Source organism: Domibacillus sp. 8LH (genome assembly GCF_038806185.1).
Taxonomy (GTDB): domain Bacteria; phylum Bacillota; class Bacilli; order Bacillales; family Domibacillaceae; genus Domibacillus; species Domibacillus indicus_A.
In genome coordinates, this window is record NZ_JAVJNG010000001.1 from 24,872 (window position 1) to 38,727 (window position 13,856).

The following is a 13,856-nucleotide window of genomic DNA, read 5'->3' on the forward strand; positions in this document are numbered from 1 at the left end:
TCCCTGCGGAGGTGCCATTTTTTATTTTACGATCATCACGGGACAGTTCACCCGTTTCATCACTTTGTGGCTTACACTGCCAAGAACGAACTGCTGAAGATGGTTTAGTCCCCTGCTGCCGAGAATAATCAGGTCCGCCTTTTGGGCATTGGCGTACTTCACAATAGCGGGACCTGGATCTCCCTCCCGTACCAAGACGGAATATGGAATTTCCTTTCCTGTAAAAAGGGCTTCGTGACGAGCCAGTTTGTCCCGCCGTTCCCACTGAACCGCATTCATGCGTTCCTGCTGCAAAGAAGCTCCTTTTGATTTATCAGGCCTTGGAACAAACACAATCGTAACCGTACATGAAGAAGAAGCACCCGCTATCGCCGCAGCATGCTCGGCAGCACGATACGAATGCTCTGAACCATCCGCTGCCAAAATAATATGTGAATACATACGCGCTCCCTCCCGCTTTATCTGGCCCGGCGCGCCGCTTGCTGAATAGGGTCCCATACACTGTTAACCGGCGGAGAATAGCTTAAATCCAAATCTTCCAGTTCCTCGATAGTCATGTTGTTAAACAGGGCAGCCGACAGCACATCTATATGCTTCTCCGCCCCACGCTCGCCCACAGCCTGGCCGCCAAGCAGCAGCCTGGACTCCGGATCATATAAAATTTTCACACGAAGAGGAGAAGCATCCGGGTAATAGCCGGCTCTGTTTTTTGTTTCAACCGCAGAGACCTGGTAGGAAACCCCTTCCCGCTTCGCTTCCCTCTCCGTTAAGCCGGTTGATGCAGCTACCAGGTTAAAAAATTTAAAAACGGACGTGCCGGTAACGCCTTTAAAGGATCTTGTCCGGCCGGCCATGTTCAGTCCGGCAACTCTTCCCTGCTTGTTAGCAGTTGTGCCGAGCGGAATATAATCAGGTTTTCCTTTTACGAGATGAAAATGTGTGGCACAGTCACCGGCTGCGTATATACCGGGTACCGAGGTCTCCATTCGGTCATTGACGATAAGCGCTCCGTTTTCAAACATATGGATGCCTGTTTTCTTTAAAAAAGCGGTATTAGGACGAATACCGACAGCAGCAATGACGAGATCAGCCGGATAAGCAGTGCTGCTCGTTACAACCTGTCCTGCTTCAATTGCCTCAACGTGTTCATTCAACGATAGAATCACACCGTGCTGCTCGGCTTCCTGATGAAGCGCCTCGGTCATATCCGAATCAAGCATGCCGGCAATTTGGCTGCTTCTTTGAACAATCCGGACCCGCTTTTTGAGCCGGTGAATGTTTTCAGCCATTTCAAGGCCGATATATCCTGCTCCGATAATGACAACTTCGTTTACCTCTTTTGAGCTGAGATGGCGCATTAAACGCTCGGTATCCGGAATGGTTTTGACGACGTGTACCCTTTCTACACCTGCTCCTTTCCAGGACGGCAGAACCGGGCTGGCTCCGGTTGCAATTAACAGCCGGTCATAGGAAACTGTAAACGTTTCTTTTGTTTCGTGATTCACGCCGGATACAGTCCGTTTTACCGGATCTACCGCTGTAGCTTCATGCAAAATGCGGGCATCGATCCCATACTTCGTGCGAAATGTTTCAATGCTTCGGGCAATCACTTTATCCGTTGAGGGAATAAGACCGCCGACCACATAAGGAAGCCCGCACTGACCATAGGAATAAATAGCTCCCTTTTCAAGCACAGTAATCTCTGCTTCGCTGTCATTACGCACGATTTGCATGGCAGCACTCATGCCGGCCGCGTCTCCTCCAATCACCACATATTTCATGTAGACAGGGCATTCACATCGTCATATTTGCCACCTCTTGCAAATTTTGCGACGACATAGGAGCAGGAAGGAATAATTTTCAGGTTTTCTTCTCTTGCATAATCGGCAAGCGTATCGAGCAGCTGTTCGGCTATACCGCCGCCGCGCAGCTCGTTTGCGACATACGTATGGTTGGCATTAATTTTTCCTTCCCCAGCCGGGACGTAGGTAATTTCCGCAACACGCTGGCCATCTTTCTCCATGTAAAAAATGCCGTTTTCATGTTTAATTGGTTCCATTTCAAAAAAACCCCTTTCATCCATTGTCTTTATCAGTATACCCGTTTTTCCGGTATATCCTAACCTTTTTGAAAGGCGGAACGAGAATAATTCGAAATGAATATGCTACAATACGACTGTGACATTTACCCAATGGGAGGAGCTGCCGCATATGAAAGAATCTTCGACTACACATGTATTTTCCAGGGGTGAGGAAATTGCCAACTCCATTACCCACGGAATTGGCGCCCTGCTCAGCTTAGCCGCTCTTGTTTTATTGATTGTTTTTTCGGCCATTTACGGAACCGGCTGGCATTTAGCAGGATTTATGGTTTTTGGCATTACGATGCTGCTTTTATATGTGTCTTCTACGCTTGTTCATAGTTTTCCTCAAGGAAAAGTAAAAGACTTGTTTGAAATTTTTGATCATGCGTCTATTTATTTGTTTATAGCAGGTACGTATACGCCATTTCTATTTGTGGCCGTCCAGGGAACGCTCGGCTGGACACTGTTTGGTTTAATATGGGGAATGGCCATAGCAGGTACAGTGTTTAAATGCTTTTTTGTAAAAAGGTTTGTCGGGCTGTCTACCCTTTTATACGTGATGATGGGCTGGCTGATCGTTTTTGCCTGGGGGCCGCTTACAGCCGCTCTGTCACCCATGACGATTTCTTTTCTGGTTACCGGGGGGATTTTATACACAGCAGGCGCCGTTTTTTATGTCTGGCGCGGTTTTCCGTATCATCACATGATCTGGCACTTGTTTGTGCTGGCAGGCACCATATTTCACTTTTTCGCGGTTCTTGGCCTTTTGCCGCAAACAGCGTAAAAGCTGTCTCTAATCATTAGAGACAGCTTTTATTTTTGGTTCATCATATAGCGGTATTTTTTTGTATCAGACCGGAGCAGCGCTTCCGTATCCTCGCTGTTCCGATAAAAATGAGTCCAATGGTTTTTCTTCAGCTCTTCTTTCCAATAAGGAGAAGATTGAACCGCGTTTAAAAGCTCGCTCCACCATTTCTGCTCCGCTTCTGTTAAATCGCCAGGCCCCATCACGCCGCGCCAGTGCGGAAACACGATATTAATGCCTTGTTCCTTCCATGTTGGCACATCCGGGAGATGACCAAGTCGCTTCGGCGAGGAAATGGCGATAATGCGGACGTTTCCATTTGCCGCAAAATCTTCTGACTGAGAGGAAGACAGGGAAGCGGCAGCGATTTTTCCATTTTGAAGCGCTTCGAGGAGCGCTTTTCCATCAGGATAGCGAAAAAAACGAAGGGAAGCCGACGATATGCCTTTTGTATGTGCTGCCTGAGCGAAAGCAATTTGATCATCGTTGCCAAATTGCGGCTCAATACCGATGGGATAGCGGCCGGGCTCCCTTTTGAGCTTGTCCATTAAGTCATTAATCGACTGGATAGAAGAATCGTTAGAAACAATCACTGCCTGCCACTCGCTGGCCATCGTGGCAAGCGGCGTAAAATCTTTGTATTGAAGATTGCTGTGCCCGAGCAGCTTATTTGTGAGCAGCAGGCTTGAGTTAATGGCGATTGTACTGGAGTCTTCTTCGTTTAAACGGGCCCAGCCGTCATTTCCGCCATCGCCTTCTTCGTACACAATATGTATGGGCTTTTTGATAAGCTGCTCTTTTTCAATAACCGTTTTAATCGATTTGGCGAGTGCATCCCAGCCGCCGTTTGGAGAGCCAGGGACAATAAAGGTCAGGTCCTTTTCTTCAAGCGGTGGAGAAGACGCCTCACAGCCGGCCGTAAAAAAAATCAAGACAAGCAAAAGAAGCTGCTTCATGACCCCACCTTGAAATAGCGGCGTTCCGGTCGCCCGACGATGCCGTATTCGTGTTCAACCCGGCATTTCCCCACTGTAACAAGGTATTCAAGATAGCGGCGTGCCGTCGTCCGGGAAGCGCCAATCTGGGTGCCCATTTCTTCAATCGATACGCCATCCCGCAGGTTTTCTAATACTTCCGACACACGGTTTAGCGTCACGCTGTCGATACCGGTTGGCAGCTGGGCCGCTTGAGGCAATGCCTGGGCGTTCCCGGCAAAATAAGCATCGACTATATCCTGGGTAACCTGGCTTGTGTCCTGAAGCAGCTGTTTTTTCTTTTTATATTCGTTTAACACCGATGTGAACTTCTCAAGCGAAACCGGTTTGATTAAATAATGAAAAACGCCGTAACGAAGTGCTTCTTCAAGCATTTCTTTTTCGGAAGCTGCGGTAACCATAATAATGTCGGTTTTCGGGAAACGGTTCTTTATAATCGGCAGCAGCTCCGTGCCAAGCATATCCGGCATATAAATATCAAGCAGCAAAACATCCACTCTCTTTTTTCCAAGCAGGGCAAGCGTATCTTCTGCATTCAATGCCTTTCCTGCAAGCGTAAACCCGGTTAATTGTTTAAGAAACTCTTCTTGTATGCTGGCAATGCGAAAATCGTCTTCCGCGATCGCAACGTGTATCATAAATGTCCATCTCCTTTAACTGCGTTCTTCGGTATGTAAATTGTAAAAATAGTGCCGGAAGGGTCATTTGGCAGAACCTCCATAAAGCCTCCACAAGCATCAACTGCTTCTTTTACATTATAAAGGCCAAAACCCCGGTTTTCCCCTTTTGTCGATACTCCTTTCTCAAACAAGGAAGAAACCATTTGTTCGTCAATCCCAGTCCCATTGTCAGTCACTTCTATAATTAAAGTTGGACTCGCATCTGTGATCAAAAAAGAAACACGGGGGCTTTCTTTTTGCCTGACGGCTTCAAATGCATTATCAATTAAATTGCTGATAATGGTTAAAAGCGCATGACCGTCCATATGGGAAGGAATACCGGCCAGCACGCTTTCCTGTTCGATCGTAAAGGAAATCTTTTTTTCTGATGCTTTAGCGGTTTTTCCGAGCAGCACAGCTTGAATCAAGTCGTCTTGAATTTGTTTAAAAACGATATGCTGCTGCAGGGAAACGCTATCAGCTTCCCTTTGAATAAACTCAAGGGCAGCTTCATGGCGGCCAAGCTGCAAAAGACCGGATAAAACATACAGCTTGTTCATAAATTCATGCGTCTGAGCCCGGAGCTCATCGGAATACAGCCGTATTTCATCAATCGTTTTTTTATACAAGGATGCAATTTTTACAGGCTCAAATCCAAGTGTATCAGATAAAATGCTTCTGGTGAGCCATAAACCGCCGGCAATCCCAACTAAAAGCGCTAACGCGGCGGCAAGCAGGATATTTCCCGTCCGGGAAGCAATTTGGGCTGCAATCGATTTCTTGGAAAATTCAACAGAGACGGTGCCAATCACTTCTGAATGGCCGTCTGCTGCTTGGACAATCGGAGCTTTGCCGATAATTGCTTCGCCGTCTGTTCCCTTTTCCTCTACTGTGTAAGAACCTCCGTAAATAAGAGAGCGGCTGTCTGATTCATGAAGCGGCTGTGCTTTTTGAAACGTAGATAAGGCGGTTCCATTTCGGCCTGCAATCGATATGGACTGCGCAGCGGTTCTTTCCTGAATATGCTCTAAGACGGGAAGCAGCGTATCTGATTTGCGCTCGTCGGTTAAGAAAGCACTCGTTTCCGGCATAAAAGAAATCGTTTGAGCAGTCTGCAAAGAGAGCTGGTGTACCTGATCGGCGGTTTCTTTTGCCTGAATCCAGTAAAAGACCGCAGACATGCCGGCTACGATGAAAAAAAGCAGACAAAAAACGAGTGTAAAAATTTTCGTTCGAAGCGGCACGGTTTTTCTTTTCATGTGAACTCCTATCTTCTTTTTACCAAATTGTACGAAAAAACAGGTCAGAATAAAAGAAAAAATCCCGGATTCGGTTTGATCCGGGACTTTTTCTTATAGAGAAATAACACCAAGCAAAATGGCAGCTACCGTCATGACAACGGCTGTTCCGACTGTCCATAGAATCGTAAAGCGCTGGTATTGGCCAAAGTCTACTTTTGCCATCCCGACAAGCAGATACGTGGAAGCTACAAGCGGGCTGAGCAAGTGAACCGGCTGGCCTAAAAGTGAAGCACGTCCAATTTCAACAGCACTTACACCGTAATTGGAAGCAGCCTCTGCGATAATAGGCAGAACACCGAAGTAGAAAGCATCATTAGACATGAAGAATGTAAATGGCATGCTCGCAAGCGCTGTGATAACAGGAAGATGCGGCCCCATCGAATCTGGAATAATGGCAATCAAGCTTTTCGCCATCGCATCAACCATTTCTGTTCCAGATAAAATACCTGTGAAAATACCGGCTGCAAACACGAGTGATACGACAGCCAGCACATTGCCTGCATGTGCCGCAATACGTTCTTTTTGATTGGCTACATTTGGGTAGTTGATCGTAATGGCAACAGCAAAAGCAAGCATAAACAAGATTGGCAGCGGCATAACGCCTAGAATGAGCATAACCATAAGTGCAATAGTCAGCGCAAAGTTAAACCAAAGAAGCTTTGGACGCTTCCATTTTGCATCTTCTTCTGAAACAGCGGCTGTTCCGAAAAACGTTAAATAGCTTTTTCCTTCAACCGGTTGATTGAGTTCTTCCAATGAAAGGACACCAAGGCGGTTCCGTTCTTTTTTCCCCATCCAGTAAGCAGCGGCAATCACCCAAAGGGCACCGGCAGCCATAACTGGAATAAGAGGATTAAACAGCTCCTGCATATCAAGGCTCAGGGCACTTGCTGCACGGGCAGTCGGCCCGCCCCAAGGCGTAAGGTTGGTTACTCCAACAGCCATAAGCGCCACAGCCGGAAGAATAAGCGGATTCATTTTTAAACGCTGGTAAAGCGGAAGCATAGCTGAGATCGTAATCATGTAGGTTGTTGTTCCGTCTCCATCTAGTGAAACAATCATAGCAAGTACAGCGGTACCGACCACAATTTTCATTGGATCTCCTTTAACCGCTTTTAAAATTTTTCCTACTACAGGATCAAACAAGCCGGCATCGATCATAATTCCAAAGTAAAGAATCGCAAACATCAGCATAACACCGGTTGGTGCAAGATCAGTAATACCCGTTAAAGCCATTTCTCCAATCTTAGATCCAAATCCGGCAAAAAGAGCAAATGCAGCCGGGACAATCATCAGTGCGATCAACGCGGATAATCTTCCGCTCATTATCAGATACATAAAAACAGCTACCATAGAAAATCCGAGAATGGCGAGCATTGTCATGGAAACCAACTCCTTTTTTTCTTTTTCTCATTTCTTTCATTTTTTACATTCGCTTTTTGAAAACGCTTTATTATTGAATAATTTAAATAATTTAACTAGAAACGTATATAAAAAGAAAAATAAAAACATTTTATTTTTAAAGTGAATTGTGTTCATAAAATCCAAAATTGATCACTTTGACTGCTAAAATACGATTCTGTTTATACAAAAAAGCCGCTTCTCTTATAATAAAGAAGCGGTTTTTTTAACAGATAGTTATTCAGCTTAATAAACATCCTCCAGCGCTTTCCGTAACAAAGACATGCTGCGGTCGAGGTCGGTTTTCACTTGTTTCTTATATAACTTTGCTTTTTCATAGTCGGCAAATTGATAGATGACGATTTCTTTGTATTTTGCCCCTTCCTGCACTTTTTTCTGGCGCTTTAAGATGCCATCATCAATCAGTTCATGAAGAGAACGGTAAATTTCCGAATGGTTTGGCTCGTATCCAAATGCTTTAAACGATGCTTTCAGTTCATCCATTGCCTGCATACCGTACATTTTATGTTCTTCCACAAAACGAATCATATACAGTTTTAAAAATGCACGCTGCTTGATTAAAAACTTCCCTTCACCTCTTGGCATTTTGTCACGACCTTTTTTCTTTTATTTTAATTCTTTCTTTTAAAAATGTCAAATTTGAATTTTGCACATAATGTAATCAGTTAAAAAGTTTATTTTCTTCTTAAAAGGTTGTAAAATGAAGCAGTTTTTGAAATGAATAAATGGTTCGTTTCATAATAGATATTTTTTCGTTATGCTTTTCATATGGATCTGTGTAAATAGCTCCTTTATTTTCCCAAAGCATATGCATATACGCATCTACTTCTTCTATAATAGGTTGATTGTGAGCAGCTCTTATTTTCACGTCTGTTTCCGGATTGTAGTTGTTTAAGTTGCGGGACGTATGATTGGCGGACCCGCTGATGACAACCGATTCATTTTCATGCCTTGTGTACATCATTTTTGAATGAAATTGTTCCGGCGACTGGGCGAACCAGCGCACTTTTACCCTGTTATGTGTATCTTCACGCAGTTCAGCTGCCATTGGAATATTGGGCAGGCCTGTTTTTTTGCGTCCAAACGAATTTTTATTTGTATCTAAAATTAAGCGGATATCTGCCCCCCGCTCTGCCGCGTCTGTCAGTCCTTCAATCACATTCCGGTCGGCTAAGTAAAACATAGCCAGCCAAATTTCGTCTCCTTTTTGGGCACGATCCAATTCTTGTTCAATTGCTTCTTGTATTTTGCCTTCTGTTAAAAGCTGGACACGAACTTCCCCACCTTTTCCGGCCGCATTCTTCCATTTTGGAAAAGAGATGTTCCGGCTTGTATCGGCAACGGCTTTTTCACTTTTCAGCATATCTCCAACGAGCGCTTCTTTTACTTCAAACGCTGCGTTCGCGAAGTAATAACTAGCATCATGCGGATTCGCTGAACTGATCAAGGTCGTTTTTTCGGTTGTAATGGTTTTTCGGTGATTCGCTTTTACGTTCATGAGTTTTAAATAAGAACGTACGGTCATATCCGGCGCCATATCTGTTAATCCATTCGGCAGCCATCCTTCTTTGCTCTCACTCCACCACGTAAACAGCATGCGGTAAAAGCCGCTGTAAATGGGATTCGGGTCCCGGAACGCATCTAAGTTTGTTTCGACGACCTCAATCCCTGCTTTTTGCATCGCTTCAAATTCGGGTACGGTATGAGAGCTATAAGATGAATTTACTTCGTCTGTAATAAAAATAATCGGCATATGCGGATTTTCCGCTGTTTTCGCCAGCAGTGCATCTGTTATCTTTTTTGTGATAGCCGGGTATTCTTTTTCTTTTTCATGATAGGAATTAAATAAAAAGAAGTCTAAAATGATAAATTGTTCTGCTTCGTCTATAATGTCGAGGGTCCTTGTGAAAATTTCTTCCTTATAAAACTTTTCCCCGTTTTTTTCACCGGACAGGTTGTAGAAAAAATCAACATCTTCACTCGGAACGGCCCATTCTTTGCTTGCGTATGAAATATGCTCCGGCAGCGGCCGGTACACATTGAATAGCATGATCACTACATATAAAGACAAAAAAAGAATGGCGAACAAGCGCCATTTCCCTCTCCGATCCAGCTCTTTTTTCATTCTTCTTTCCTCCTTCTCTTCTTTCTCGTTTTATACCCGTGCATGTACTGGTAAAAACCGATTTGGAGGTTTTAAACGCGTTCAAAAAGCATGGCTAATCCAATGCCTCCTGCACTTCCTACTGCGGCAATGCCGAATTGTTCATTCCGCCGCTGCATGCCGTGAAACAGCCGCAGTACAAGCATGGCGCCGGATGCCCCGTACGGATGGCCAAGTGCCAATCCGCCCCCGTCCGGATTTATTTTCTCAAAAGGAATACCGAGCTTTCGTGCTGCGTAAATGATTTTCACAGCGAATGCTTCGTTTATTTCCCATACGTCAATATCTGATACAGAGAGTCCTGTTTTCATCAGCAGCTTTTCAATCGCTGGCACAGGCGAAGCGGCTGGAAAGTTCGGATTGGCTCCGGAGGCAGCGCTGGCTATTACTTTCAAGCCTGATACTTCTACAGACGTCATAAATACTGCACAAGCCGCATCATTAAAAGCAGATGCATTTAATGCGGTCACCGTTCCTCCCGGCTGAAAAGCTGCTTTTGCCCGTGGAGCCATCCTTTCAATCGGCCGTTTTTTTAAAGCTGCCTCATCTACTGAGTATCCGCCGACCGGGACGATTTCATGAGTGAACCGCGCTGTTGCGATCGATTCGGCAAACCGCCGATAACTTAATACAGCGTAATCATCCTGATCCTTTCTTGAAATTTCTTCTCGATCAGCCAGCCATTCTGCTGCTATACCCATTTCCGGATCTCCAATCGATTGCGGAGAAAACACAGCTTTTTCCGGGCGCAATGAGGTACTGGAGCTTTCACAGCCGCCGGCAATGACGTACTGTGCTTCGCCAGAAGCAACCAATGCTGCACCAAGCCGAATCGCTTCCAGCCCTGATGAGCACTGTCTGTCCACTGTGAAGCCGGGTACCGAATGGGGAAGTCCCGCCAGCAGAGCCGACAAGCGCGCAATATTTCCGCCCGGCCCCGTGACATTGCCTAAAATCACTTCGTCGGGCGGAACAGTGGAGCAGTCTGCCAGCGTTTTGATAACAGGTACTGCAAGATGGGCTGCTTCTATTGTTGAAAAAATCCCATCTTTTACTCCTACCGGCGTTCTTTTCGCATTCGTAATGTAAACAGTCACTGCAGGACCTCCTTTGCTTTTTCCCGAAGAGCTTTCCGGTCGATTTTTCCATTCGTTGTGAGTGGAAGACTATTTGTTTGAATCCAGTGTCTTGGCAGCTTTTGGACAGATAGAAACTGCTTTGTAAAAAAGCGGACGGCTCCCTTGTCTGCCCCGCCTGTATAAAAGCAGACAATCCGGTCGCCAAGATGCACATCCTCAATAGACGTAACCGCTGCTGCATGTACATCCGGACATCTTACAACGACCCGCTCTATTTCTTCCGGATAAACATTCACGCCGCCTGTAATCATCATAAACTGCTCTCTGCCCACCACATATAAACAGCCTTCTTCATCTACATAGCCCGCATCTCCGACCGTATAAAAGCCGTCTTGACCGATGTCGAGCTTGTAGCGGCCTTCGTGCACATAGCCGCTGAACAGCATCGGGCTTTTCACATAAATGGTCCCGATCTGTCCGGGAGAAAGACTTTTACCTCCTGACCGGATATCGACCGTTACACCAGTGCTCGGTTTTCCGGAAGAAGCAGGCCTCACTCTGTAATCCTCTGGTGTCATATAAGACACAAAGCTGAGCTCGGAGGCACCGTAAAACTCATAAAGCGGTGCCGCTGGATATGTATCGATCCATTGCTGCTTCCGCTCCGCTGTCCACCCTGCACCGGATAAAAAAACAATTCCTCTCGAAGCAAAGTGAAAGCGATTGTACAGCGCTTCAAGCATCGTCGGTACCGCGTAGAAAACAAACGAATCCAGGCGGTTTAATGCTTGAACCGTGTGCTGTGGCACAAACTTATCCATTAAAAGAATCGGCTGTCCGCTAAAAAAAGCAAATGCGGCTCCATATAAAAACAGTGAATGGTGAATAGGACCGGCGATCACGGCCGTTTCCTGCCCGGTTAGCGGAAAATCGGCCATCCCCGCTTCAAAACTTTTCAGCCAGGACCACTGGCTTCGAATAAATTGCTTTGGCGTGCCGCTTGAACCAGAAGTGAACCCAGAGTAAAACATACAATGAACATCTTCATGGCAATACGAAGAAGGAGTGGTCTGCTCGATCAAAGAACCGGCTTTTTCAAGCTGCTCTGCCGGAATGAACAGCACCGGCTTTGCGAGCCGAAGCCGCTCGGCCTGTTCTGCTTCTGTCATCCGCGGATCAAGCGGCATAAAAACAAAGCCGGCCCGCACCGCACCACAAAATAAGGCGAGCGTTTCCCATCTGTTTCGAGCGGTTAATGCGACAGTATCCCCTGGCTGCCCGTATGATAAAAGCCAGGCGGCAGCGCGCTTCGTCATCTCCTCCCACTCCCGGTATGTAAAGGTTCGATTCGGCGTTTGTAAACAAATATGCTCCGGACACGAATGTGCCCGGAGCGATTGTGTGGACGTTAAATTCATCTTTTATCCCCCCACTGTACTATAGCAAAATTTATGCGGCGCGGCGAAAGGACGGTACAGCCTGCAGGGCGGTACGCAGTCTTGGAACAAGAAGTGCCGCCGCTGCTGCTTTTAGCAGGTCACCCGGAATAAAAGCGGCACTTGCCAGCACGACTTCTTTCAGCCCGACTCCTGTCACAAGTGACTGAACGGGAATACCAATGATATATAAAACAAGAACGCCTCCGATGACGTTAGCAGCAAACGTGCGCTTAGCTGATAATTTTGCGGCGCGTTCAACCAGGAAGCCGACAACAAATGCGCCCGCAATCCAGGAAATCAGAAAACCGGCACTTGGTCCTGCAAAAACAGCGAGACCGCCCCGCCCTCCGGCAAGAATAGGAGCTCCTGCTGCGACAGCCAGCAGAAAAATAACCTGGCTGAGTGCACCCAGCCGGGCACCGAGTATGCCCCCTGCAATCATTACACCGATTGTTTGAAAAGAAATCGGCACAGGCGTAAAAGAAAGCGGAATAGGCGGCAGGAATCCAAGCACGGCCATAATAGCAGCAAACATAGCCGCCTGCATCCAGTGAACTGTTTTCATGTATGTAACCCTCCAGTGAATTGTTTTTTTTATTGTAAAAGGGGCTCCCTCCTATTGTCAACCTGTTTTTTATATAGTTAACAAATCAAGCCGCATACTTTTTTGATTTGATATGGTAAAATAGGGCGCGTACATACATATTTTCATGCAACGAGGTGCTTGTCTTGAAGATTCAACCTTCTAAAAGAATGGCGGCCTTTGGTCCATCCATTTTTAGTGACTTAAAAGCCTATGCGGATCAAAAAAAGCAGCAAGGCGACATTTTAATTGATCTAAGCCTTGGCAGCCCGGATTTACCGCCGGATGAACGCGTTCGGGCCGTTCTAGCCGATGAAAGTGCGAAAGCGGATGCCTACGGCTATACACTTGGCGGAACCGCGCAGTTTTATCAATCCGTAGCCGATTATTACAAGCGGCGCACGCGCGTCCTTTTAAACCCGCAAACAGAAATCGTTCAAACGATGGGATCTCAGGAAGGACTTGTGCATCTTCCTCTTGCATTTTGTGATCCCGGTGATATCGTGTTAACGACGAATCCTGCTTATGTTGCGTATGAAGCCGGCGTTTCTCTTGCTGGTGCGGTGCCGTACTTTATGCCGCTTCTGCCTGAAAATCAATTTCTGCCGGATTTATCTCTTATTCCAGAAGATATAGCTCAAAAAGCAAAGCTGATGCTGCTCAATCTGCCTGGGAATCCTGTACCGGCGATGCCGAATCGTGCATTTTTTGAGCAGGTCATTGATTTTGCTAAAAAGCACGATATCATTGTACTGCATGACGCGGCTTATTCAGAGTTTTACTTTGAAGGCGGGGAACCGTTTAGTTTTCTTTCCATTTCCGGTGCAATGGAAGTAGGGATGGAAATCAATTCTCTTTCTAAAACCTTCAGTCTGGCTGGGGCCCGCATTGCGTATATTGCCGGAAATGCTGACATGATTCGTGTGCTGAAGCAGCTCAAATCCAATTTGGATTATGGGGTGTTCGCTCCGGTTCAGAAAGCAGCAATTTTTGCCCTTGATCATGCGGAGGAAATCACAAACAAGCTCCGGATGGAATTCCGGGCACGGGCTGAAGCACTCTCATTGGGGCTTCAAGAGATCGGATGGTCGGTTGAACAGCCTGGAGGAGGCATGTTTTTATGGACGAAAATTCCGTCCGGCAGCGATGACCGCGCTTTTGTTTTCGAAGCGATTGATAAAGCCGGCGTTGTAATGGTGCCGGGAAGCGCATTTGGCACAGCGGGCACGGGCTACGTGCGTATCGCCCTTGTACAGCCTGTTCCCTTATTAAAACAGGCAGCAGAGAGGCTTAAAAAGGTGATTGTATGACGAAGAGAAACACACA

At 46.3% G+C, this 13,856-nt stretch carries 14 protein-coding genes; 2 read left to right on the forward strand and 12 right to left on the reverse strand.

Annotation, left to right across the window (positions count from 1 at the left end; genetic code table 11):
- Nucleotides 1-21: 21 nt before the first annotated feature.
- The 3 genes from RG959_RS00155 to RG959_RS00165 are packed head-to-tail and all read right to left on the reverse strand — an operon-like array spanning nt 22 to nt 2,059.
- Nucleotides 22-441, reverse strand: coding sequence for a universal stress protein (locus tag RG959_RS00155; RefSeq protein WP_251270728.1), 420 nt, complete (start codon nt 439-441; stop codon nt 22-24).
- 17 nt (nt 442-458) lie between these two features.
- Nucleotides 459-1,781 (reverse strand): FAD-dependent oxidoreductase, encoded by a 1,323-nt coding sequence (locus RG959_RS00160; RefSeq protein WP_342795486.1) that lies wholly within the window; start codon nt 1,779-1,781, stop codon nt 459-461.
- Nucleotides 1,778-2,059 (reverse strand): GNAT family N-acetyltransferase, encoded by a 282-nt coding sequence (locus RG959_RS00165; RefSeq protein WP_342795487.1) that lies wholly within the window; start codon nt 2,057-2,059, stop codon nt 1,778-1,780. Before RG959_RS00165 ends, RG959_RS00160 begins: the two co-directional genes overlap by 4 nt.
- 151 nt (nt 2,060-2,210) lie before the next feature.
- Here RG959_RS00165 and trhA point away from each other — a divergent pair, with 151 nt between their 5' ends.
- On the forward strand, nt 2,211-2,867 hold the full coding sequence (gene trhA, locus RG959_RS00170) for a PAQR family membrane homeostasis protein TrhA (RefSeq protein ID WP_342795488.1): 657 nt from the start codon (nt 2,211-2,213) through the stop codon (nt 2,865-2,867).
- A 29-nt stretch (nt 2,868-2,896) separates the two neighbouring features.
- On the opposite strand, the gene RG959_RS00175 is transcribed toward trhA, so the two are convergent.
- From RG959_RS00175 to RG959_RS00215, 9 genes are all read right to left on the reverse strand, one after another.
- Complete coding sequence (locus RG959_RS00175; protein WP_342795489.1) at nt 2,897-3,844, reverse strand: tripartite tricarboxylate transporter substrate binding protein; 948 nt, start codon at nt 3,842-3,844, stop codon at nt 2,897-2,899.
- Nucleotides 3,841-4,521, reverse strand: a complete 681-nt coding sequence (locus RG959_RS00180; RefSeq protein ID WP_342795490.1) for a response regulator — start codon at nt 4,519-4,521, stop codon at nt 3,841-3,843. The genes RG959_RS00175 and RG959_RS00180 overlap by 4 nt, the downstream gene beginning before the upstream one ends.
- Entirely contained in the window at nt 4,518-5,801 is a 1,284-nt protein-coding gene (locus RG959_RS00185; protein ID WP_342795491.1) for an ATP-binding protein, read from the reverse strand. Before RG959_RS00185 ends, RG959_RS00180 begins: the two co-directional genes overlap by 4 nt.
- Nucleotides 5,802-5,894: 93 nt before the next feature.
- Nucleotides 5,895-7,220, reverse strand: coding sequence for a CitMHS family transporter (locus RG959_RS00190; RefSeq protein WP_315696006.1), 1,326 nt, complete (start codon nt 7,218-7,220; stop codon nt 5,895-5,897).
- 270 nt (nt 7,221-7,490) lie between these two features.
- Nucleotides 7,491-7,850: a replication termination protein gene (locus RG959_RS00195; protein WP_242232899.1), complete on the reverse strand. Its 360-nt coding sequence runs from the start codon at nt 7,848-7,850 to the stop codon at nt 7,491-7,493.
- Nucleotides 7,851-7,950: 100 nt separating this feature from the next.
- On the reverse strand, nt 7,951-9,390 hold the full coding sequence (locus RG959_RS00200) for a phospholipase D-like domain-containing protein (RefSeq protein WP_342795492.1): 1,440 nt from the start codon (nt 9,388-9,390) through the stop codon (nt 7,951-7,953).
- A 71-nt stretch (nt 9,391-9,461) separates the two neighbouring features.
- Complete coding sequence (locus tag RG959_RS00205) at nt 9,462-10,526, reverse strand: acetyl-CoA C-acyltransferase (RefSeq protein ID WP_342795493.1); 1,065 nt, start codon at nt 10,524-10,526, stop codon at nt 9,462-9,464.
- Nucleotides 10,523-11,926: an AMP-binding protein gene (locus tag RG959_RS00210; protein WP_342795494.1), complete on the reverse strand. Its 1,404-nt coding sequence runs from the start codon at nt 11,924-11,926 to the stop codon at nt 10,523-10,525. The genes RG959_RS00205 and RG959_RS00210 overlap by 4 nt, the downstream gene beginning before the upstream one ends.
- A gap of 31 nt (nt 11,927-11,957) precedes the next feature.
- A complete protein-coding gene (locus RG959_RS00215) occupies nt 11,958-12,512 on the reverse strand; it encodes a biotin transporter BioY (RefSeq protein ID WP_251270738.1) in 555 nt (184 codons plus the stop codon).
- Nucleotides 12,513-12,676: 164 nt separating this feature from the next.
- Here RG959_RS00215 and RG959_RS00220 point away from each other — a divergent pair, with 164 nt between their 5' ends.
- Nucleotides 12,677-13,840, forward strand: coding sequence for an aminotransferase class I/II-fold pyridoxal phosphate-dependent enzyme (locus RG959_RS00220; RefSeq protein ID WP_342795495.1), 1,164 nt, complete (start codon nt 12,677-12,679; stop codon nt 13,838-13,840).
- Nucleotides 13,841-13,856 lie beyond the last annotated feature (16 nt).